The sequence below is a fragment of the Bradyrhizobium sp. U87765 SZCCT0048 genome, from assembly GCF_018131225.1.
In the GTDB taxonomy this organism is placed as follows: domain Bacteria; phylum Pseudomonadota; class Alphaproteobacteria; order Rhizobiales; family Xanthobacteraceae; genus Bradyrhizobium_A.
In genome coordinates this window covers 221,178-243,551 of the sequence record NZ_JAFCMM010000007.1, presented here as the reverse complement: position 1 = coordinate 243,551, position 22,374 = coordinate 221,178, and the positions used below count along the sequence as shown (strand labels likewise).

19 protein-coding genes are annotated in these 22,374 nt (G+C 67.4%); 2 read left to right on the top strand and 17 right to left on the bottom strand.

All coding sequences use genetic code 11. From position 1 onward, the window contains the following. Nucleotides 1-4 precede the first annotated feature (4 nt). Nucleotides 5-1,054, bottom strand: a complete 1,050-nt coding sequence (locus JQ639_RS33580; protein ID WP_211964568.1) for an aromatic ring-hydroxylating dioxygenase subunit alpha — start codon at nucleotides 1,052-1,054, stop codon at nucleotides 5-7. A 185-nt stretch (nucleotides 1,055-1,239) separates the two neighbouring features. Then, entirely contained in the window at nucleotides 1,240-2,028 is a 789-nt protein-coding gene (locus tag JQ639_RS33575; protein WP_211964566.1) for a crotonase/enoyl-CoA hydratase family protein, read from the bottom strand. 124 nt (nucleotides 2,029-2,152) lie between these two features. On the opposite strand from JQ639_RS33575, the gene JQ639_RS35750 reads away from it, so the two are divergent. Further along, nucleotides 2,153-2,668 carry a MarR family winged helix-turn-helix transcriptional regulator gene (locus JQ639_RS35750; protein WP_211964564.1) on the top strand — a complete coding sequence of 172 codons (516 nt, stop codon included), beginning with the start codon at nucleotides 2,153-2,155 and terminating at the stop codon, nucleotides 2,666-2,668. Nucleotides 2,669-2,728: 60 nt separating this feature from the next. Here JQ639_RS35750 and JQ639_RS33565 read toward each other — a convergent pair whose 3' ends face one another. The 6 genes from JQ639_RS33565 to JQ639_RS33540 form a co-directional block, all read right to left on the bottom strand. After that, nucleotides 2,729-3,934, bottom strand: a complete 1,206-nt coding sequence (locus JQ639_RS33565) for an ABC transporter substrate-binding protein (RefSeq protein ID WP_211964562.1) — start codon at nucleotides 3,932-3,934, stop codon at nucleotides 2,729-2,731. 75 nt (nucleotides 3,935-4,009) lie between these two features. Then, nucleotides 4,010-4,714: a transglutaminase domain-containing protein gene (locus JQ639_RS33560; protein WP_211964560.1), complete on the bottom strand. Its 705-nt coding sequence runs from the start codon at nucleotides 4,712-4,714 to the stop codon at nucleotides 4,010-4,012. Nucleotides 4,715-4,747: 33 nt separating this feature from the next. Next, nucleotides 4,748-5,959, bottom strand: a complete 1,212-nt coding sequence (locus JQ639_RS33555; protein ID WP_211964558.1) for a thiolase family protein — start codon at nucleotides 5,957-5,959, stop codon at nucleotides 4,748-4,750. Then, complete coding sequence (locus JQ639_RS33550; RefSeq protein ID WP_211964556.1) at nucleotides 5,952-7,796, bottom strand: AMP-binding protein; 1,845 nt, start codon at nucleotides 7,794-7,796, stop codon at nucleotides 5,952-5,954. Before JQ639_RS33550 ends, JQ639_RS33555 begins: the two co-directional genes overlap by 8 nt. A 158-nt stretch (nucleotides 7,797-7,954) precedes the next feature. After that, nucleotides 7,955-9,664 (bottom strand): acyl-CoA dehydrogenase family protein, encoded by a 1,710-nt coding sequence (locus JQ639_RS33545; RefSeq protein WP_211964554.1) that lies wholly within the window; start codon nucleotides 9,662-9,664, stop codon nucleotides 7,955-7,957. An 84-nt stretch (nucleotides 9,665-9,748) separates the two neighbouring features. Continuing rightward, complete coding sequence (locus JQ639_RS33540) at nucleotides 9,749-10,102, bottom strand: hypothetical protein (protein ID WP_211964552.1); 354 nt, start codon at nucleotides 10,100-10,102, stop codon at nucleotides 9,749-9,751. Nucleotides 10,103-10,483: 381 nt separating this feature from the next. Here JQ639_RS33540 and JQ639_RS33535 point away from each other — a divergent pair, with 381 nt between their 5' ends. Beyond that, entirely contained in the window at nucleotides 10,484-12,253 is a 1,770-nt protein-coding gene (locus tag JQ639_RS33535; RefSeq protein ID WP_211964549.1) for a peptidoglycan D,D-transpeptidase FtsI family protein, read from the top strand. Between the two features lie 220 nt (nucleotides 12,254-12,473). Here the strand turns inward: JQ639_RS33535 and JQ639_RS33530 are convergent, their stop codons facing one another. The 9 genes from JQ639_RS33530 to JQ639_RS33490 form a co-directional block, all read right to left on the bottom strand. Further along, nucleotides 12,474-13,430 (bottom strand): carbohydrate kinase family protein, encoded by a 957-nt coding sequence (locus JQ639_RS33530; protein WP_211965124.1) that lies wholly within the window; start codon nucleotides 13,428-13,430, stop codon nucleotides 12,474-12,476. Between the two features lie 220 nt (nucleotides 13,431-13,650). Next, entirely contained in the window at nucleotides 13,651-15,312 is a 1,662-nt protein-coding gene (locus JQ639_RS33525) for an FGGY-family carbohydrate kinase (RefSeq protein WP_211964547.1), read from the bottom strand. A 31-nt stretch (nucleotides 15,313-15,343) separates the two neighbouring features. After that, nucleotides 15,344-16,117, bottom strand: a complete 774-nt coding sequence (locus tag JQ639_RS33520; RefSeq protein ID WP_211964545.1) for an SDR family NAD(P)-dependent oxidoreductase — start codon at nucleotides 16,115-16,117, stop codon at nucleotides 15,344-15,346. 50 nt (nucleotides 16,118-16,167) lie between these two features. Next, nucleotides 16,168-17,175, bottom strand: coding sequence for an ABC transporter ATP-binding protein (locus tag JQ639_RS33515; protein WP_211964544.1), 1,008 nt, complete (start codon nucleotides 17,173-17,175; stop codon nucleotides 16,168-16,170). A 19-nt stretch (nucleotides 17,176-17,194) separates the two neighbouring features. Further along, complete coding sequence (locus tag JQ639_RS33510) at nucleotides 17,195-18,025, bottom strand: carbohydrate ABC transporter permease (protein WP_211964543.1); 831 nt, start codon at nucleotides 18,023-18,025, stop codon at nucleotides 17,195-17,197. A 4-nt stretch (nucleotides 18,026-18,029) separates the two neighbouring features. Beyond that, the gene (locus tag JQ639_RS33505) at nucleotides 18,030-18,902 is read right to left on the bottom strand and encodes a carbohydrate ABC transporter permease (protein WP_211964542.1); all 873 of its coding nucleotides are present in this window, start codon (nucleotides 18,900-18,902) and stop codon (nucleotides 18,030-18,032) included. 313 nt (nucleotides 18,903-19,215) lie between these two features. Further along, complete coding sequence (locus tag JQ639_RS33500; protein WP_349644670.1) at nucleotides 19,216-20,529, bottom strand: ABC transporter substrate-binding protein; 1,314 nt, start codon at nucleotides 20,527-20,529, stop codon at nucleotides 19,216-19,218. 195 nt (nucleotides 20,530-20,724) lie between these two features. Continuing rightward, nucleotides 20,725-21,678: a sugar-binding transcriptional regulator gene (locus JQ639_RS33495; RefSeq protein WP_211964538.1), complete on the bottom strand. Its 954-nt coding sequence runs from the start codon at nucleotides 21,676-21,678 to the stop codon at nucleotides 20,725-20,727. Continuing rightward, complete coding sequence (locus tag JQ639_RS33490; protein ID WP_211964536.1) at nucleotides 21,662-22,348, bottom strand: HAD family hydrolase; 687 nt, start codon at nucleotides 22,346-22,348, stop codon at nucleotides 21,662-21,664. The genes JQ639_RS33495 and JQ639_RS33490 overlap by 17 nt, the downstream gene beginning before the upstream one ends. Nucleotides 22,349-22,374: the final 26 nt, after the last annotated feature.

The window sequence follows — 22,374 nt, the reverse complement described above, 5'->3', positions numbered from 1 at the left end:
GCCGTCAGGCCAGCGTCACCACGTCCTCGCGGGGGATGCCGCGCTCCTCCGCGATCTTGCGCTCCAGCGCCCGCCGCGCCTGCACCCGCGCGCCGTCGGAGGCGATGTTGATCAGCGGCCGGTCACCGAGGCGGCGCAGCGTGGCGTACTGCGCCACCAGCACATCCTCGTCTTCCTTGAAGGCGCGCTCGATCTCCTCGAACAGCTCCTCCGTGGCGTGCGGATCGTCCTGGCGATAGCTGTTGGCGGTCGACCACAGGAACCAGCTGGTGTGCTCGGTTTCCGGCGTGATGCCGTAGAAGATCCGCAGGCCGAAGCCGCCGTCGCGGGCGTCGTTCTCGTAGGCGCCCTCGCCGACATCGCGCGCGCCGGTGAACTGCAGGATGCAGGACGGCGCGACATATTCGAACTCGCCCCAGCGGTCCACGCGCCCCTTGAATGGCACCGCACGGGCATAAATGCCCGGCGGCATGCAGTTCAGCATCCAGCGGATGAACTTCACGCCATCGGGCGTCGAGGTGATGGTCATCTCGGCGCGCTCATAGGCGTCGACATTGCTCGCCAGCGTCGACTTGTGGACGTACGCGCCGTGGGTCTGGTCGAGCAGGTTATCCGACAGCAGCAGATAGTTGCAGTCGATGCGCTCGGTCTTGCTCTTGTACGGCCACAGCTTGTGCCAGGGATAGCTCGGGATCTTCGCGACGTCGGCGAGCGCCGGCTCGCCCATCCAGATCCAGATCAGGTCGTCGCGCTCGGCGACGGGAAAGCTGCGCACCCGGGCGCTGCGCGGAATGATCGCCTGTCCCGGGATCTCGACACAGCCGCCGGCGGGATCGAACACCATGCCGTGATATTCGCAGCGGATGTTGTTGCCGAACACCGCGCCGCAGGACAGCGGCATGCCGCGATGGCAGCAGCGATCCTCGAGCGCCGCAACCCCGCCGTCGCCGGTGCGATAGAGCACCACCGGCTCGTTGAGCAGCGTGCGACCAAGCGGCTTTGCCCCGACCTCACTGCTCCACGCCGCAACGTACCAGGCATTGTAGAGAAACATGGCTTTTCCCTCCGTGAGCGTTGTTGTCGTTGTTGGGAGAAACCGTACCATAAATTAGCTTCTAAACAATGCTAATTTTAGGAGTTGTTATCGCGACCAACAACCGCGCAGCGAACGACAAAGCCCCGCGGCGATGCCGCGGGGCTTGTTTCAGAGCACCGGATCGTGTGCGGCGCAGAACCGCTTCAGGACGCCGCGGCCTGCCTGGGCTTGAGCGACGCGGCGCGCTTTTCGAGGAAATCGCCGAGGCGCTGGCGCGCGTCGTCACCCGTCTGCACCACGGCGGCCATCAGCGATTCGACGAAGAAGCCGTCATTGGCGCCCATGTCGGCAATGCGCGGGATGGCATTGAGAATGGCGTAGTTCGACAGCGGCGCGTTGGCGGCGATCTGTTTCGCCAGCGACAGCCCCAGCGTCTCGCCCTCGCCGGGCGGAACGACGTAGTGCGAAATGCCGAGCTGCTGGCCGGTCTGCGTGTCATGCACCCGCCCGGTGAGCATCATCTCGATCATGCGGCCCTGGCCGATCAGCCGCGCGACGCGCACCGACGCGCCGCCGCCGACATAGATGCCGCGCACCGCTTCGGGCAGCGCGTAGTAGGCGCCCTCCTCCGCAACGCGGACGTGGCAGGCCGTGGCGATCTCGAGGCCGCCGCCGATCACCGCGCCCTTGAGCACGGCGACCACCGGCAGGCCGCTGAACTGCACGGCATTGAGCACGCGATGCCACATCTGGGAGTGGTGCATCACCTCGGCGGCGTCGCGCTCGCGGTGCTCGCTGAGGTCGAGACCGGCGGAGAAATTGTCGCCGGCGGCGCGAAGAACCACCGCCCGCACGCCGGCCGGTGGCGCGGCGAAGAAGCTGCCGAGCGCCTCGATGGTTTCGTCGCGAATGGCGTTGCGCTTGTGCGGCCTGTCCAGCGTCAGGCAGGCGACGGCCTCGTCGATGGTGATGGCGATATCGCGTGAGGTCATGTGGCTTGGATCCCGGGACATGTTTTCGTTCGATCGCCGATTCATTACTCTAATAAATGATTATGTAAAGTAATCATGTGGCGTGATAAGCCTTCGACTCCAGAGATCACGCGAGAGGTATCAGGTGCCCCCACGGAAATCGCCGGCCCGCAAGGTGCAGCCCGCCGAGGGCGACAATGTCGCGCCCGCGACTCGCGCGCCGGGGCGCGACCTCGTCAACCCGATGGACCGCTTCGTCGGCTACAAGATCCGGCGGATCAAGCAGGCGGTCATCGGCGAGCTCAACGATATCCTGCGGCCGTTCGAGCTGCGGATCATGGACTTCGCGACGCTGTGCATGGTCGAGGCCAATCCGGGCCTGTACCAGAACGAGATCACCGGCCTGCTCGGCGCCGAGCCGCCCGCCGTGGTGCTGTCGCTCGACCGTCTCGAAAAGGGCGGCTACCTGATCCGCCGCCTGTCCGAGCACGACCGCCGGCTGCGCACGCTGCACCTGACGCCATCGGGGCGGCAGTTGCAGAAGAAGGTCAACGCCAAGGTCGAGCAGCAGGAGCGCCAGATCAGGCAGGCCGTGACCAGCGGCTTTCCCGAACTCGTCGCCGCGCTCGACGATCTGATGCGGCATTACGATCTCGACTGAGCCCCCGCCGTGCCGCCGTCCCGGCCGGGCGTTGCCGCCCGCCGGAACGACGCACCGGGATCACTGCACCAGCAGACAGCGCCCCTCGCTCATCGGACGGAACGACTCGTCCGCCGGAACGGTGGCGATGACGTCGAAGTAGTCCCACGCCCCCTTGACGTCTTCCGGCTTCTTGGTCCGCAGGATGTAGTTCTGGTGGATCTTGCGGCCGTCGGCGCGAATGACGCCCTTGCCGAACAGCGGATCGTCGGTCGGCATCTGCTTCATCTGCGCCACCACGCGGGCGCCGTCGTTGGCTTCGCCGCCGAGCTTCTCCACCGCCTTGAGATAGTGAAGCACCGCCGAGTAGACACCCATCTGCTGGTCATTCGGCATCGCCTTGCGCGGATGACGCGCCTGGAAGCGCTGCGACCAGGCCCGCGTCGCGTCGTTGAGGTCCCAGTAGGTGGCGTTGAGCGCCACGACGCCCTGGGAGCTCGCCACGCCGATCGACTCGACATTGTTGATGGCGAAGATGAGACCGACCAGGCGATGCGTCTTGCCAAGGCCGAACTCGTTGGCCTGCTTGACAAGGTTCGAGAGGTCGCCGCCCGGCGTCGCCAGACCGACGACATCGGCGCCCGACGCCTGCGCCTGCAGGATGAACGAAGCATAGTCGGAGGTCCCAAGCGGATGGCGCACCGAGCCGATGACCTGGCCGCCATTGGCCTTGACCACATCGGCCGCCTGCTTCTCGAGGTCGTGGCCGAAGGCATAGTCGCTGGTGATGAAGAACCACTTCTTGCCACCCTGCTGCACCACCGCCCTGGCGACGCCATGGGCCAGCGCCCAGGTGTCGTAGGTCCAGTGGACGGTGTTGGGCGTGCACTTCTCGCCGGTCAGCAGCGACGTCCCTGCCCCCGAGCCGATCAGCACCTTGTTCTTCTCGCGCGTGATCTCGTTGACGGCGAGCGCCACCGACGAGTTCGGCACGTCGAGGATCAACTGGACATTGTCATTGTCATACCAGCGGCGCGCAATCGCCGCGCCGACATCCGCCTTCATCTGGTGATCGGCCGACAGCACCTCGACGGGCCGGCCCGCGACCTTGCCGCCATAGTCCTCGACCGCCATCTGTGCGGCGACCACCGACCCGATGCCCTGGTAGTCCGAATAGACGCTCGACAGATCGTTGAGCACGCCGATGCGCAGCGGCGACTGGTCGGCGGCATGCGCCGCCCCCGTCGCCAGCACCAGCGCGACCGCTCCAAGCAACGTCCTGATCATGATGATTTCCCCTCCATGCGGGACCACTCATTTTTCTCGTGGTCCTCCTTGCTTCGTCGTCGTCACGTCAAACGATCACCGCCGCGCCTCCGCGCCGGCGGAGAAGCGGTCGCCGCCGGGGCCGCCGGCGCCATAGTTGAACCCCGGCGGGTAATACCCCTCCATGTCGTCCTTCACCCGGTTGAACGGCAGGTCCGACCAGAAGCCGTGATCGCGCAGGTATTCCATCCGGACGTTGTGGTCGGCGTCGTACTTCTGCAGCACGGCGTCGGAGCGGCCGTCGAATTCGGTCGGCGGCACGCCGAAGCGCTGGCACAGTTCGATGTTGAAGGCCGGCGCGGCCTTGACCCAACGGCCATCGAGATAGAGCGCCGCATAGCCGTGGTGAATGAACACCTCGCGATGGCCCATCGCTTCCTTCAGCTTGTCCGAGGTGAAGTGATTGATGACGTCGCTGAGGCCGACGGCCGCGGGGATGCCGGCGGCACGCGCCGCCGCCGCCAGCAGCACCGCCTTGGTGATGCAGAAGCCGTAGCCCTTGCGCAGCACCGAGCTTGCGGTGAACGCCTCCGGGCTCAGCCAGATCGAGAACGGGTCGTAGCGGAAGCCATCGCGCACGGCGTAGAACAGCTTGACACCGCGCTGCACCGGATCGGTCTCCGACCCGACGACGACCGCCGCGAAATTGCGCACCTCGCTGCTGTCGCTGTCGAGGAAGGCCGTGGACGCCAGATAGGCGGCATCGTCGGGCTCGGGCCAGCCATAGGGAGTGAAGATCATCAGCAACCTCGCTCGTTCAGTGATCGCCGCGCCTCAGCGCGGCCTGTCGTCGACCTCGACGACCATTGCCACGCCGGCATCGCCGGCGGCGCAACCGTGATAGAGACCGTAACCGCCGCCCTTGAGGGCCAGTTCCTCGATCAGCTCGATCAGCAGCCGCGTGCCGGTCGGCCCCTGGGGATGACCGAACACCAACGACGAGCCGAAATTGTTCATGCGCTCGACGGCAAAGCCTGTCTCGCGCGCGAACACGATGTCGTTGACGACGAACGGATTGTGCGACTTGACCGCGGTGATCGCGCCGAGGTCGAGGCCCGCCTGCTCCAGCGCGCGCCGCGCCGCCGGCACCGGCGCCGCCGGCATCATCGCCGGCTCGGCGCGGGCTTGGCCGAAGCCGCGAATGCGCACCCGGATCGCCGGATCGGTGGCGAGCTCCGCCGCGCGCTCCGCGGTGGTCACGACCACAGCGGCGTTGCCGTCGGCGGGATGGGTCTGGCTGGCATAGGTCACCGTGCCACCCGCATTCGCCGGCGCAAGACGGTCGATCGCTGCCCGCGAGGTCTGCGTCACACCAACATCGCCCTCCAGCATCGCGACGCTGCGCGTGAACTTCGCATCCGGCACATCGAAGGGCAGCGTCATGTAGCGACGCTGGAACGCCCGATCATCGGCGAGCGCGTCCTGGTACTGGGCGTAGCGCACCAGCACGACGTCATGCTGCTCCTCGCGGCTGATCTGCCAGCGGCGCGCGACATTCTCGGCGGTCTGCACCACCGCATGGCCGCGGTCCGGCGCCGCCAGAAAATTGTCGACGGTCCAGGACTCGGTCTGCGGCAGCCCGCCCCAGCCGCCGTCACCTGGATAGGTGACGAACGCGCCGTTCGACATCCGGTCGCAGGTCACGACCAGCGACGTGGTGGCGAGCCCGGCACCGATCTCCATCGCCGCCGCCATCACGCTGCGCGGCCCGGTCTGGCACGCCTGCACCACCGTCGGGCCGGCAACGGCGGCGTTGCCGACCATGCTCATCAGCCACTGCGCGCCCCAGAAGCCACGCCACTGCGGAATGGTGACGCCGAGCACCGCATGATCGAAGGCCGTCGGCGCGATGCCGCGCTGCGCCAGTTCGGCGGCGGCGACATGCGCCGCAAGGCGAATGCTGTGCAGGCCGGCCAGCGGCCCCTGCCACTTGGCGAACGGCGTCGACCAGTAGGCGCCATAGGGAATCTCGACCCGGTCAAGCACGCGCGGCTCCCTTCTCGATGACAATCACGCCGTCCATCGGCGGATCGGCATAGAGCCGCTGCACCAGCGCGGCCCGCCCCTCCAGCACCGCGCGCTGGTTGAGGTAGCCCTTGTCGGTGATCTCGCCGCCGTCGATCGAGGGCGGCGCCGCGAGCACCAGCGCCCGCGCGATGCGGTTGGAGCTGCCGCCGGCGGTGCGGTTGTAGGCGGCGAGCGCGGCGCGGATGCGTGCCGCCTGCGCGGCATCGATCAGGCAGCCGTCCTGCGCCGTCGCATGGCCCGCCCCCATCGACATCGCCTTCGGGAAGATCAGCACGCCGATGTCGTCGCGGTCGTGGCCGGTGACGACGACGTCGGCGATGTCGTCGACGCAGGCCGCGATCACCTTGACCCGCAGCGCCCCCACATTGACCCAGGTGCCTGACAGGAGCTTGAAATTCTCCGCGACGCGGCCATCGAACACGATGCCCGCGTCGATGTTGCCGGGCTCGACCAGACGGCCGGCGTCGCCCATGCGATAGAAGCCGTCGGCGTCGAACGCCTTCTGCGTCGCCTCCGGCTGGCGCCAGTAGCCGGGCGTGACGCCCGGGCCCTTGACGCGCAATTCGTGCTTGGCGCCATCAGGCGTAAACTTGAGGGCGAAGCCGGGAATCGGCAGGCCAATGTTGGCCGGCTCGGACGAGGCAAAATACACCGCGGTCGCGACCGGCGCGGTCTCGGTCGCGCCCCACAGGCCGACCACCGGCACATCGCGACCGACGGTGCGCATCGCGGCCTCCTTGAGCCTGGCGGACACCGGCGGCGGCAGCGCCGCGCCGGCATAGCCGATCAGGTCGAGGTCTTCGAACAGCGCCTGCGCCAGCGCGCGATCCTGCAGCAATTCGTCGGCCAGCAGGTCGAGCGCGCGCGGCACGCTGAGGAAGATCGTCGGCCGCGTCCGCTTGATCGACGCCACCATGGTCGCAAAGCCCGCCGGGGTCGGCCGGCCGCGATCGATGGTGAGCGAGCCGCCGAACACGATCGGCATGTTGAACTGCTGGTTGCCGCCATACGTGTGGTTCCACGGCAGCCAGTCGACGAGGCGCGGCGGCCGGTCGAACACGCCGGACCACACCTGCGCCAGCGCCTGCTGGTTCGACATCATCATGCGCTGGGTGTTGATGACGCCCTTGGGCATGCCGGTCGATCCCGAGGTGAACAGGATCTTGGCCACCACGTCGGGGTCTGACCGCTCGGCCGCCTCCTCCGCGGTGGGCGCAAGGCCGAGCAGATCGCCCCATGCCAGCGCGCCGCTCGGCGGCCGCTCCAGCGCGACCAGGCGCGCCGCCCCCCATGGCGCCGCCGCGAGCGCGGCCGTATGCAGCGCACCGTCGTCGAGCACGACCACCGATGGCGTCAGCACCTCGACGACATGGCGCAGCTTGGCGAAGTCGCTGGACATCCTGGAGTAGGACGGCGACACCGGCGCCACCGGCACGCGCGCGGCATAGCAGGCCAGGATGACGACGGCGGCGCGCAGGGAGTTGTCCGCCAGCAGCATTACCGGCCGCTCGGCCGACGCGCCGAGATCGCGCAGCGTCCGGCCGACGCGGCACGCCAGCGCGTAGGCGTCGCCGACCGTCAACTCCGCGACAATGCCCTCCAGCGCCGACTCCCGGAACAGCACCCGGCCGGGATCCTCCGCCGCCTGCTGCCGCAGCACCTCGATCACGCCGTCGGGATAAGGCGCTTCGGGCAGCGCGCAGCGCGCGATGAAACCGCCGTCATCGGTCGGCTCGACGTCGCACCCGGCGTTGGCGAACACGGATCGCGATCTCGGCAGGGTCAGCACGGTCATCTCCGGACTCTGGTGCGTTTCGTCGTTGCGTGCCGCTGTCCCCGCCGCCATGCGCCGGGTCGGGCCGCGATTGTTTCCTCGTAATAATAGCTAATCTTATTAGTCGTTATCGTCAATAACGATTATGCCGTAGCGCCCCGGCTACTGGCCCGCGGCGATCAGGCGCGCCGCCACGGCCCTTCGTCGAACGCCTGCCGGCGATAGACCTCTTGCAGCGGAAACAGGTTGCTGAAGAAGAAGTCGCAGAGGTCGGGCAGTTCGCGGTCCGGCGCGACGTCGGCGGCGCCGGCAGCATCGAGGCGCAGCCACATCCAGCCGAGCGCGACCATCGCCACCATGTTCAGGAACGGCGTCGCCCCGGCGAGCGCCAGCGCGCGATCGCGCGCGAGGCGTGCGCGCATGGCCACCGCCAGATCCTCCAGCGCATTGAGGCCGACCGCGAGATCGGCGGCGCTTCGATGGCCGGCGAGCGTCGCGAGATCGGCGCGGACACGGCGCGCGAACGCCTGCCAGCGCACGCCGTCGCCGTCGACCAGCTTGCGGGTGACGAGATCGATCGCCTGGATGCCGTTGGCCCCTTCGAAGATCGAGGCGACACGGACATCGCGGACATACTGCTCGATGCCGTTGTCGGCGATGTAGCCATGGCCACCGAACACCTGCATCGCGAGGTTGGCGATCTCGAAGCCGGCTTCGCTGCCCGCGACCTTGCAGACCGGCAGCAGGAATTCGGCCAGCGCCCGCGCCTCCGCGGCCTCGCCGGCATCGGCCAGCTCCGCGAGGTCGAACTGGCGCGCCGCCTCGAACACCAGCGCACGGGTGGCGTCGAGGCGCGCCCGCATGGTGGCGAGGTTGCGGCGCACGTCCGGATGGGCGATCAGCGCGACCGGCCCACGGCCGGCGGCATCGGAGCCCTGGCGGCGCTCGTCGGCATAGGCCCGCGCGCGATCGTAGGCGGCCTGGCCGATCGCCACGCCATGCAGCGAGACTTCGAGCCGCATCACGGTGATCATGGCGAAGATCAGCCGCAGCCCGGCGCCCGCCGGCCCGATGCGCTCGCCGACGGCGCCGTCGAGCGTCAGCACACAGGTCGGCGACGCCTTGAGCCCCATCTTGTGCTCGATGGCGGTGACATGGGCGGCGTTGCGCTGGCGGCCGTCGTCATCGAGCCACTTCCGCACCAGGAACAGCCCCATGCCCCGGCCACCCTCGCCGCCATCGACCTCGCGGGCCAGCACGACATGGGCGATCTGGCGGGTGAGATCATGGTCGCCATAGCTGATGAACATCTTGCTGCCGTGCAGCTCGAACAGGCCATCGCCGCGCGGCAGCGCGCGGGTACGGCCGCGCCCGGCGTCCGAGCCGGCATCGGCCTCGGTCATCGCGATGGTGGCCCCGCAGCGACCGGCGACGATCTCGGGCAGCAGGCGGCGGCTGCCCTCGCCGTCGCCATGGGCGGCGAGCAGCCGCGCCGCGGCGCGCTGCTGCAGCGGCAGCATGGCGAACGCCATGCAGGCGCCGATCACCATCTCGGACACGGCGACCTGCAGCAGCTGCGGCAAGCCCTGGCCGCCGAGCGCCGGAGGCGCGCTGAGCGAGCTCCATCCCTGCCGGACGTAGGCGTCATAGGCCGCGGCGAACCCCGGCGGCATGGCGACCGCGCCGGCGCTGAACACCGCACCGATCCGGTCGCCGACCGCATTGAGCGGCGCGAGAATGCCCGAGGCGAAGCGGCCGGCGCTCGCCAGCACGCCGCGGCAGGTCGCGAGATCGGCGTCGCCACCACCACGATCGAGGATGTCCTGCAGACCCAGCACCTGCTCGAGCAGGAACTGGTGCTGCGACGACGGCGGCGTGTACGATGACATGGACCCAACCTCTCCCGCTGCGGGACACTCGCCGGGAGCCGCGGCGCGGCACCGGCCATCATGCGATTGAAGGCGGCGCGGCCGTCAGCCCTGCGCGATCCAGGTCGTCAGCAGGCCCTCGGCGCTGAAGCGGATCGCACGGCGCGCGAGCTGCGGCGACGTCCAGCTCGACGATGTCATCTTGCCGGCCTGACGATGGCGCCTGACAATCTCGACATGGGGCTTCCAGCGCACGAAGGCGCGCATGTCGGCCTCGTCGCGCCATACCGATACCGAACCGGTGCAGGCGTGCCGCAGATCGAGCCATGTCCACACGCCGATCGAGCCCGGCAATTCGGCCCAGCGCCGTTGCAGCAGATGACCCGACCACAGGATGCCGGGCATATCGCGGCGACGGCGGGCACGAAACATCGTCACGGCGACGAAGACGTCATTCACCGTTTCACTGTCCGATCCCGCCGTCCACCGCGACCACAGCATGCGCAAGTCCCCACTCACGGAGCAGATCATTAATTTGATTAATCGTTATCGTCAATAACGATAAAGTCGAAGACGCGCCGGCGCCGGGCTTGCTGGCGCGGCGGGGAGAAGGACAAACGTCGGAAGACTCGGGGGGCGGACTGCCGCAAATGTCGCGATGAGCCTGCAGTGGTCATCCGCAGACGAAGGAAGGGATAAAAGCGAACATCAAAAAAGATTTATTGGTGCAATATTTCAATCAGGGGTTGTTAACCAACCACCCGTTAATGAGGAGTGAACGGCTGCCCACAGAAGGCTGCGGTGCATGGCAGACTGCTTATTTCCGGCAAACAAACGATGATGAGCGCCGTATCCCAGCCAAAACAACCTGCAAGGTGGCGGCTCAAACTCATCCGCAATCTGCTCTATGGGCATAACGTCGACCGCGCCGCGAAGGCGCGCGCGCGCGTCGGCCTTGTCATGCTGGCCTTTGCGGCGGTCTACACCCTGATCGGCGGCCGGCTCGTGATGTTTACGATCGGCGCCGACGTCCATGGTGCGCGGGGCGCCGCCTCGCAGGAAGTGGTCGCGACCGCGCGGCCGGACATCGTCGACCGTAACGGCGAGATCCTCGCCACCGACGTCAAGGCCGCCAGCATGTTCGGCGAGCCACGCCGCATCATCGACAAGGACGAGGCGATCGAGCTGCTGACCGCGACCGTGCCTGACCTCGACGAGACCGAGGTGCGCGAGCGCCTGTCCTCGCGCAAGAGCTTCGTCTGGCTGAAGCGCGAAATCACGGCGAAGCAGCAGCAGGACATCCACAAGCTCGGCCTGCCCGGCATCGGCTTCCTGCGCGAGAACAAGCGCATCTATCCCACCGGCAACGAGGTCGCCCACCTCATCGGTCTCGTCAACATCGACAATCAGGGCATCGCCGGCATGGAGAAGTGGCTCGACAATCAGGGCCTCGCCGATCTCCACCGCGCCGGCTTTGCCACCGACTGGCTACAGAAGCCGATCGAGTTGTCGGTCGATTTGCGCGTCGAGCACGCGCTACGCGACGAACTCCTGAAGGCCAAGGACAAGTATCACGCCAAAGCCGCCTCCGGCCTCGTGACCAACGTAAACACCGGCGAGATCATAGCGATGGTATCGTTGCCGGACTTCGATCCGAACAATCCGAAGGAAGTGCACGACCCCGACCGCATCAACCGCCTGACCACCGGCGTCTACGAGATGGGCTCGACTTTCAAGGCCTTCACGCTCGCGATGGCACTCGACACCGGGAAATATGGCCTCGATTCGTTGTGGGACGCGCGCGAACCGCTGCACTACGGCAAGTTCGCGATCCATGATGACGAGCCGAAGGGCCGCTTCCTGACCATGAAGGAAGTCTTCACCTTCTCCTCCAACGTCGGCGCGGGGCGGATTGCGCTGTCGCAGGGCTTGGAGGCTCACAAGGCGTTCCTGCACAAGATGGGGCAGCTCGATCGGCTGCGTACGGAATTGCCCGAGAGCGCGTCGCCGATCCTGCCGCGACGTTGGAGCGATTTGAACACCATTACCATTGCGTTCGGCCACGGTATGGCGGTGGCGCCGCTACAGGCGGTGATGGGCGTCAGTGCGCTGGCGAACGGCGGCCTTCTGATTCCCCCGACCTTCCTTAAGCGCTCCGAGGAGGAGGCGCGGGCGATCGCAAAGCGCGTGATCAAGCCCGAAACCTCGGACAAGATGCGGTTCCTGATGCGGCTGAACGCAGAGATCGGCACCGCAAAAAGGGCGAATGTTCCCGGTTACTACATTGGCGGCAAGACCGGCACTGCGGAAAAGGTGGTCAACGGCCGCTATGCCAAAAAGCGGGTGCTGACAGCGTTCACTGCCATCCTGCCAGCGGACAAGCCAAAATATCAGCTCCTGATCATGCTCGACGAGCCGCAGCCGCTGAAGGAGACCTACGGCCAGATCGCGTCGGGCTGGAACGCCGTTCCGACCGCGGGCCATGTCATTGCCCGTATCGGGCCGCTCCTCGGCATCGAGCCCCGCTACGACCTACCGCCTGCGAGTCGCCTTATTCTTGCAGCCTCAACAGCGCGTCAGCAGGAAGAGAGCCCGGCAGCGGCGCATTGATGTGTCCGCAGTGCTGGCGATTGCGCTCGTTAAAGAGCTCGCCCGGATCGCCTCGGACGGACCATGCACAAGGGTCATTTTTCGACGGCACCCCGCTGGAATTGTCTGTGGGGGTGATGACCGCTTTCGCCTGACGCGCCACGACAAGCTCGCTGCCAACGACCTTGCCTTCGTTCAACTCGCACCAATCAGGCCAGGCTGCGCGTTAATGAGCCACGACCTAGGACGCCAGCAATCGCCTGATGTCGGCCGGCAGCTCGGCCATGCGCGGCGGATCGGCGCCGGGACGGCTACAGGTGATCGCGGCACAGGCCGCCGCGAACGCCAGCGCGCGGCGGATGTCGGCGGCATCGGCCTGCGCCAGCGCCGGCGGCGCGATGCGCCCTGTCGCCGCGAGCGCGACCAGCAAGGCCGCCTGAAAACTGTCGCCGGCGCCGATTGTGTCGACGACGTCGACCTGCGGTGCACGTACGGCGACGGTCCCGGCGCCACGATGCCAGGCCTGGGCGCCCTCGCCGCCCCGGGTGACGACGACAAGGCGCGCCCCGCCGTCGAGCCATTGCGCCGCCTTCGCGGTCATGTCGGCGTCGTCATAGAGAAACGCGAAATCGACGTCCGACATCCGCACGATATCGGCGGCGGCGATGAAGTCGTCCATCCCTGCGCGATAGGCCGCCTTGTCGGCGACAAGACCCGGACGGCAATTGGGATCGAATGCTACCGCCGTCCCCGCGGCCCGCGCCGCGACGGCCAGCGCCATCGCCTGCGCCGCGGCGACCTCGTCCACCAGCGTGGTCGAGCCGACATGGACGGCGTCGATCCCGGCGAGCGACATCGCGCCCGGCACGTGCCGCCAGCTGCGCGCCGCCGAACCTTCGTCGTAAAACGCGTAGCGCGGCTCGCCGTCCTCCATGCGCACGAAGGCCAGCGTCGTCTGCCGGCCGCTGCGCGTCGCAAAACGCAGGTCGACGCCGGATGCGGTCGCATGGCCGGCGATCATCTGCCCGAACATGTCGGTGGAGAGCCCACCGACGAAGCCGGCCGCCGCGCCGAGCCGCGCCATGCCGACGGCGATGTTGAGACAGGAGCCGCCGACCACCGGCGCCATGGCGTCGCGGCCATCGGCGGCGCGCACCGGCAGGAAATCGATCAGGGCGTCTCCGCAGCTCAGCAGCATGGTGTTGGGCATCCCGTGTCTCGAAATGGAGAATTGAGCTCGAACTATAGACCCGTCATCCGGAGGTGCGAGCCAACGGGTCCGCGCGAAGCGCGGCCCGATGACAGGCTCCGCGAGCCTCGAAGAATGCACAGCCGCTGAACAGCTGCTCGGGCCGTCGCCCTTCGAGGGCCATGCTTCGCATGGCGACCTCGGGGTGACGGATGACATAGATGAATCGTCAGACCATCGTACTTTCATCCTCGCCGCCGGTTCCGCGCATCACGCCGCGGCTGGCGCGGTCGAGTTCGCGCATCAGGCCGTGGATGCGCCGCTTGGCGCGGTGGAAGTCGGTGATCCCCGCGGCGGCCGGCGCGCTCGGCGAGCCAATCGCCGACATCGCCGCCATGGCGTCGTCGACCGAGGGGTATACGCCGCTCGCCACCGCCCCCAGCATCGCGGCGCCGAGCAGCACGGGCTCGGCGGTCTGCGGCAGCGCCACGGTGAGGGCCGTCGTGTCGGCCATGATCTGGCGCACCAGCGCGCTGCGCCCGGCGCCGCCGCCGATCACCATCAGGTCGCAGGCGACGCCATGGGCGCGGAACGCCTCGACCACGTCGGCAAGACCATAGGCGAGCCCGCACAGTCCGGCGACGAACAGCCGCTCCATGGAGGCGATGTCGTCGTCGAGGTCGAGACCGGCGACGATGGCGCGGGCGTCGGGATCGGCAAACGGCGAGCGGTTGCCGAGGAACTCGGGAAAGACATGGATGTCGCGCGCGAGCCGTGCCGCCTCCCCGGGCGTCGCGACCTGCGTCAGGATGCGCCGTTCGAGATAAGTCGGCAGGTCGAGCCCGGCCCCGCGCGCCGCATCGCGCGCCTCGCCATGGGCTGGATGGGCCTTGAGCAGATGATCGATCGCCGCGCCCGCAGCCGACTGGCCACCCTCGTTGAGCCACAGTCCCGGCACCATCCCGGAAAAGTAAGGCCCCCAGACGCCGTCGACGAAGCGCGGCTCGCGCGTCGAGGCCATGATGCAGGCCGACGTTCCCATGATGTAGGCGAGCCGGCGGCAGACATCGACCGGGCCACCATCGTCCGCGCGGCCGCCGATCATGCCGACGCCGCCGGCATGGGCATCGATCAGCGACGCGCCGACCGGCGTGCCCGGCGGCAGGCCGAGTTCGGCCGCAGCAGCGAGGGTGAGCCCGGTGCCGAGTGCGCGGCCGGGCACGACAATGTCGCGGCCGATCCGGCGAAAGTCCTCGGTCACGAGATCGCCGAGGCCGACGCGGTCGAGATAGCTCGCGCTCCAGCGCTGTTCATGGCTGAGGTAGTTCCACTTGCAGGTCAGCGTGCACATCGAGCGTGCCGTCGATCCGGTGGCGCGGAACGTGAGGTAGTCGGCGAGATCGAAGAAATGCCCGGCTCCCGCATAGCTGCGCGGCAGGTGGGTCTTCAGCCACAGCACCTTGGGGATTTCCATCTCCGGCGACACCGAGCCGCCGACATAGCGCAGGACCTCGTCGCCGGTGGCGTTGATCCGCCGGGTTTCCGCGGCGGCGCGATGATCCATCCAGACGATGACATTGCGCGCGGGATCGCCCGACGGGCTGACCGTGAGCGGCTGTCCGGCCGCATCCAGCACCACCAGCGAGCAGGTGGCGTCGAAGCCGAGGCCATGCACGGCGGACGGCGGCACCGCCGCCTCCATCATCGCCGCCTTGACCGCGGTGACGCAGGCGTCCCAGATCTGTGCCGACGACTGCTCGACGATGCCGCCGGCCTCGTGCCAGATGGTGATGGGGTGCCGCGCCGCGGCCAGCAGCTTGCCATGGCCATCGAACACGCCGGCGCGCGCACTCGACGTGCCGACGTCCACACCGATGAAGGCCTGCGTCATGTCCCGACCACCCGAGATTCCCACGGGTATCCTACCAGCAAGTGTAGCCGCCATCGACCACAACAACGCTGCCGGTCATCAGGCTGGCGGCGTCGGACGCCAGGAACAGCACCACCGAGGCGATCTCCTCGACCTCGCCCATCCGCCCCATCGGCGTGCCGCCGATCCAGGCGTCATACATCGCCGGATTGCTCTTCACGAAAGCGTTGAGCGGGGTCGCTATATAGGTCGGCGCCACCGCGTTGACCCGCACGCCGCGCGCGCCCCATTCGGCCGCCAGCGACTTGGTCAGATGATGCACCGCCGCCTTGGACGCATTGTAGAAGGCCTGCTCCTGCGGCTTGTTGACAATGAAGCCGGACATCGAGCCAATGTTGACGATGGCGCCAGCCTTCGCCGCCAGCATGTGGCGGCCAAAGGCGCGGCAGCACCAGAACGTGCCGTTGAGATTGACGTCGAGGACGTTGAGCCAGTGCTCGTCGGTCACCGTCTCGGCCGGCGTCTCGCTGCGGGCGATGCCGGCATTGTTGACGAGGATGTCGATCTTGCCGTGACGCGCGACAACATCGTCGGCGACTTCAGTGACGCGCGCGGAATCCGTCACGTCCATGGTGACGGCCTCTGCGGTATAGCCCTTGGCCGCCAGCGCCGCCCGCCCGGCCTCTGCGGCCGCACTGTCGCGGTCGGCGATGATCACCATGGCGCCGGCTTCCGCCAGCGCATCGCCGCAGGCGAGCCCGATGCCCTGCCCGCCGCCGGTGACGAGGGCGATGCGACGGTCAAGCTTGAATTTGTCGAGGTACATGGTGGTCTGCCTTGTTACGGGCCGCAACACATGGCGGCCGGGATGAAGTCTCAGCGCAGCGCCTGCCCGCCGGCGTCGAAGCGATGAATTCGCGCCGGTTCGGGCAACAACCGCACGCGGTCGCCGGGCGCGAGCCCCTGCTCGCCGATGCAGCGCGCCGTCAGTTGCCCGACGGGACCGGCGTCGACATAAACGAAGGTGTCGCTACCGAGATGCTCGGCGGCCGCCACCGTGCCGGGCCAGCCCTCGCCCGCCTCGCCCTTGGTCACCTTGAGATGCTCCGGCCGGATGCCGATGGTGGTGGCGCCATGCTCGGCCGCCGGCGCGCCGGTGACCAGATTCATGCGCGGCGAGCCGATGAAGCCGGCGACGAACAGGTTGGCCGGATGCTCATAGAGGTCCAGCGGAGCGCCGTACTGCTCGATGGCGCCGGCGTTGAGCACTACGATGCGGTCGGCCATGGTCATGGCCTCGACCTGGTCGTGGGTGACATAGATCGCCGTGGTGCCCAGTTGCTTCTGCAGCCGCGTCACCTCCATGCGCATCTGCACCCGCAGTGCGGCGTCGAGGTTCGACAGCGGCTCGTCGAAAAGGAACGCCTTGGGCTCGCGCACGATGGCGCGGCCGATGGCGACGCGCTGACGCTGGCCGCCGGACAATTCCCGCGGCTTGCGGTCGAGATAGCCGGTGAGGTTCAGCGTCGCGGCGGCGGCCTCGACCTTGCGGTCGATCTCGGCGCGCGGCAGGCCGGCCATCTTGAGGCCGAAGGCAATGTTGCCGCGCACGCTCATGTGCGGATAGAGCGCATAGGACTGGAACACCATCGACAACCCGCGCTTCGCCGGCGGCACGTCGACGACATTGCGGCCGTCAATGAGGATGGCGCCACCGGTGACATCTTCAAGGCCCGCGATCAGGCGCAGCAAGGTGGTCTTGCCGCAGCCGGACGGGCCGACGAACACGACGAACGAGCCATCGGGAATATCGAGGTTCGCCCCCTTGATGATGTTGACGGGGCCAAACGACTTTCGAACGTCCTGCAGCGTAATCTGCCCCATGGTGTGTCGTTCCCTGTTGCTACTTGACGGCGCCGAAGGTCAGGCCGCGGACGAGCTGCCGCTGGCTGAACCAGCCGAGAATGAGGATGGGCGCAATCGCCAGCGTCGACGCCGCCGACAGCTTCGCCCAGAACAATCCCTCCGGGCTGGAATAGGAGGCAATGAACACGGTGAGCGGCGCCGCCTCCAGCGTCGACAGGTTCAGCGTCCAGAACGCCTCGTTCCACGCCAGGATGAAGTTCAGCAGCAGCGTCGAGGCGAGCCCGGGGATCGCCATCGGCGTCAGCACGTAGATCAGCTCGCGGCCGATGGTGGCGCCGTCCATGCGCGCAGCCTCGAGGATATCCCTTGGGATTTCCTTGAAGTAGGTGAACAGCATCCAGATCACGATCGGCAGGTTGCCAAGGCACAGGATCGCGACCAGTCCGGCCCGGCTGTCGAGCAGGCCCAGCGACCTGAAGATGAGATAGATCGGCACGAGAACGCCGACCGGCGGCATCATCTTGGTGGACAGCATCCACAGCAGGATGTCCTTGGTGCGTCTGGTCGGCGCGAAGGCCATCGACCATGCCGCCGGCACCGCAATCAACATCGCGATCAGGGTCGAGCCGCCGGCGACGATGAGGGAGTTGAGCGCGTGATGAAAGTAGTCGCTGCGCTCCTGTACCGCGGCGTAATTCTCGGTGGTCCAGTGGAACAACAGGAATGACGGCGGGGTGGCAAATGCTTCCAGCTCGGTCTTGAAGCTGGTGAGGATCATCCACAGGATCGGCAGGAACACGAGGAAGCCGAACAGCCACGCCGCCACCGTCGACACCACCACCCGCCGCGTCGTCACCTTGCGCGCCATGGCGTCATGCCTCCAGGTTGCGGCCGACGATCCGCACCAGGAAGAACGCCACGATGTTGGCGATCACCACCGCGACCAGTCCGCCGGCGGATGCGCTGCCGACGTCGAACTGGATCAGGGCCTGGGAGTAGATCAGGAAGGCGATGTTGGTGGTCTGCAACCCCGGGCCGCCGCCGGTGGTGACGAAGATCTCGGCGAACACGGTCAGCAGGAAAATGGTCTCGATCAGAATCACCACCGTGATCGGCCGCGCCAGATGCGGCAGCGTCAGACAGATGAATGTGGAGAACGCGCCAGCGCCGTCCATCTCGGCGGCCTCCTTCTGCTCCTCGTCCTGGGACTGCAGCGCGGTCAGCAGGATCAGGGTCGCGAACGGCAGCCACTGCCAGGACACGATCAGGATCACCGCCAGCAGCGGCGCGTCGGTGAACCAGTCGATCGGGGTTAAGCCTAACAGCCGCGCAACGTAAGCAAACAGCCCGGACACCGGGTGCATCAGCAAATTCTTCCACACCAGCGCGCTCACCGTCGGCATGACAAAAAACGGCGCGATCACCATCAGGCGGACGATGCTGCGGCCGATCACCGGCTGGTCGAGCAGCAGCGCGAACGGCACGCCAAGCATGATGGTGATGGCCAGCACCGAGCCGACCAGCACCAGCGTGTTGCGGAGCGAGGCGAGAAACGCCGGATCGGTGAGGAAATACTGGAAATTCTCCAGGCCGACGAAGCTCTCCGAGCCCGGATCGAGCAGGCTGTAATGCAGCGTCGAGAAATAGATGGTCAGCGCCAGCGGCACGATCATCCAGATCAGCAACAGCACGACGGCGGGCGACAGCAGCGCCTTGGCCAGAAACCTCGTCTGCTGCGTCGCCATCGCCGTCTCCACGGTCGGGACAATAGAAGCGGCCATCCCATCGGGGGCTGACGGAATGGCCGCGAGGTCACAGCTCGGGAGGCGAGCTGTGGGAATGAACCTGGCTCCTCATGTTGAGGAGGGAAGCGAGGAATGCGGAATGTCCAATCCGTCACCCTGAGGTGGTCCCGCGTAGCGGGACCCTCGAAGGGCGACGGCCCGTGTAGCCGCTCACAGGCCGTCCATCCTTCGAGGCTCGCTTCGCTCGCACCTCAGGATGACGGCTAACAACGAGACGTCACGTCATCCCCATCCCGCACCAATCGCCCTCCCCTCACTTGATATACCCCGCGCGCTTCATCTCGCGCTCGGTCGAGGCTTGCGCGCTGGCGAGGGCGGCGTCGACGGTGGACGCGCCCGACAGCGCCGCCGCAAACTGCTGACCGACCGAGGTGCCGATGCCCTGGAATTCGGGGATCGCCGCATACTGCACGCCGACATAGGGCACCGGCTGCACCGTCGGCTTGTTGGGATCGGCGCTGTCGATCGAGGCCAGCGTCGGCCTGGCGAACGGCGCCACCTTCAGGTACTCGGGATTCTGGTAGAGCGAGGTGCGCGTGCCCGGCGGCACGTTGGCCCAGCCTTCTTTCGACGCGACGAGTTGGGTGTAGCCCTTGCCGGTCGCCCAGGCGATGAACTTCTCCGCCGCCTCGACCTTCTTGGAGCCCGCGGGAATGGCGAGATTCCACGCCCACAGCCAGTTGGCGTTCTTGCCGAGGCCCGTGTTGGGCGCGAGCGCGAAGCCGACCTTGTCGGCGACGGTGGATTCCTTCGGATTCGAGATGAACGACGCCGCCACGGTGGCGTCGATCCACATTGCGCACTTGCCGGCGTTGAACAGCGCGAGGTTCTCGTTGAAGCCGTTGGAGCTGGCGCCCGGAGGGCCTGCGTCCTTCATCAGGTCGACATAGGTCGTGAGCGTGGTCTTCCACTCCGGCTTGTCGAACTGCGGATGCCATTGTTCGTCGAACCAGCGCGCGCCGAACGAATTGGCCATGGCGGAGAGAAACGCCATGTTCTCGCCCCAGCCCGCCTTGCCGCGCAGGCAGATGCCGTAGACGCCGTTCGCCTTGTCGGTGAGCTTCTTGGCCGCATCGACGACGAAGCTCCAGGTCGGCTTCTCCGGCATGGTGAGCCCGGCCTTCTGGAACAGGTCGGTGCGGTACATGGTCATCGAGCTCTCGCCATAGAACGGCGCGGCGTAGAGCTTGCCTGACACGGAGACCGCGTCGCGGATCCGCGGCAGCAGGTCGGCGACGTCGTAGTCGGCGCCGAGATTGTCGAGCGGCACCAGCCAGCCCTTGCGGGCCCAGATCGGCACCTCGTAGGTGCCGATGGTCAGCACGTCGAACTGGCCACCCTTGGTGGCGATATCGGTGGTGACGCGCTGGCGCAGCACGTTCTCCTCCAGCGTCACCCACTTGACGGCGATGTCGGGATTTTTGGCTGTGAAGTCGCCGGTGAGGCCCTGCATGCGGATCATGTCGCCGTTGTTCACGGTGGCGACGGTCAGGGTCGTCTGGGCCATCGAGGGGGCCGAAGCCAGGAGCGCAGTCGCGCTGAGCACAACGCCGAGGACGTGTCTCACGAGAACCTCCCTGTGTCGCGTTTGAGCATATGCCCACGCGTTGCAAATATGTTCACATCAGGTGAAAAGCTTGTCAAGCCGGCGGTTGCCGCCTGCCGCAGGAGCACGCGACGCGGTTCCCGCCAGCGGACGGCCATGAGCCCCCAAGCATGTGGGCAGAAGGGACGATGGCGAGGCCACGCGGGAAGCGTGGCGTCAGTCGGCCAGGATGGCGCGGGCGGTGGTTTCGTCGGTGATCAGGCCGTTGATCAGGCGGCCGGCGAGCGCGGCGCGGATCGCCGGCACCTTGGCCGGCCCGAGGGCGGCGCCGACGGTGAGTGCGGCAGCCGGCACCTGCGGCGGCACGCTGGTGAGGCGGCGGTTGGTGCCGCCATCGATGATGCGGCCATCGCCGTCGAACGCCCAGCCGGTGAGTTCGCCCGCGGCGCCGAGGCGGCGCATCTCGACGAGTTCGTCGCGCGTGACGAAGCCATCGACATGGACCTGTGCGCTCTGGTCCATCTGGCCGATGCCGACCAGCCGCAGGTCGGCGCGTGCGGCGACCGCCCTCACCTTGACGATCGAGCTGATGCCGCACATCTGGTCGCGCTCGGCCTCCGACGACATCAGGAATGGCAATGGCATCGGATAGTGCCGCGCGCCAGTACGGTCGGCGAGCCGGCTGACGGTGTCGTAGAAGCTCGCCGAGCCATCGGCGGAGATGTTGCCGACCAGCGAGACGATCTCGTGGTTGGGACGCTCGATCGGCGACACCCTCTCGACCGCGGCGCGCACCGCGCGTCCGGTGCCCAGCGCGACGATCACCGGCGTCTCGCTGCGCAGGGTCGATTCCAGCAGCGCACCGGCGCGCTCGGCAATGCCGGCGATGGCGAGCGGCGCGGCAGGATCGGCGGGCACCACCTCGCAGGACGCCAGCGCAAAGCGGTCCCGCAGGCGCGCGGCGAGCTCCATGCAGGCCGCAATGGGATGTTCGAGACGGAAAGTGATCAGGCGCTCGGCGAGACACAGCGACACCAGGCGCTGCGCCGACGCCCGCGACACCTTCAGCATCCGGGCGATCTCGTCCTGGGTGTGGCCGGCGATGAAATAGAGCCAGCCGGCGCGCGCCGCCTCGTCGAGCCGCGACCTGTCGTTATCGGTTGCCGCCATCGCCCTCACCGGTCCGCCAGAAATCGTCCATATGATCAAACACCCGGTCGGCGCCCGCAGCCGTCAGCAGCGCGCGGCCGTCGCGCCCCTCATAGTGGCCACCACCGACAAAACCCCACACCGTCATGCCCGCCGCCTTGCCGGCCTGCACGCCGCTGACACTGTCCTCGATGACCAGGGTGCGGCGGGGATCGGCGCCCATGCGTTGCGCCGCGAACAGAAAGAGATCCGGCGCCGGCTTGCCCTCGCGCACCATCTGCGCGGTGAAGACATGGTCGCCGAAATGCGCGGCGAGCCCCGTCAGCGCCAGCGACAGATTCACTCGCGCAAGGTCGCTCGACGAGGCGACGCAGCGGGGCACCTTCAAGGCGTCGAGTACCGCGCCGATGCCGGCAATCGGGCGCAGCGCCGCGGTGAACACCTCGCGCACCCGCGCCGCATAGTCGTCCGGAAAATGCGGCGGGATCGCCTGCCGCAGGCCCGCATAGTGCGCCGTGACCGCCGCGACGCTGCGGCCAAGGAACAAATCACGCACCTCGGTGACATCGGCATGGATGCCATAGCCCGCCAGCACCTCCGACAGGCAGCGGCAGCTGAGGACTTCGCTGTCGATCAGGACGCCGTCACAGTCAAAGATGACGAGGTCGGGTACAGAGTCTGGCGCGGTCATGGGGTCCGATGCTTCATGGCCATATG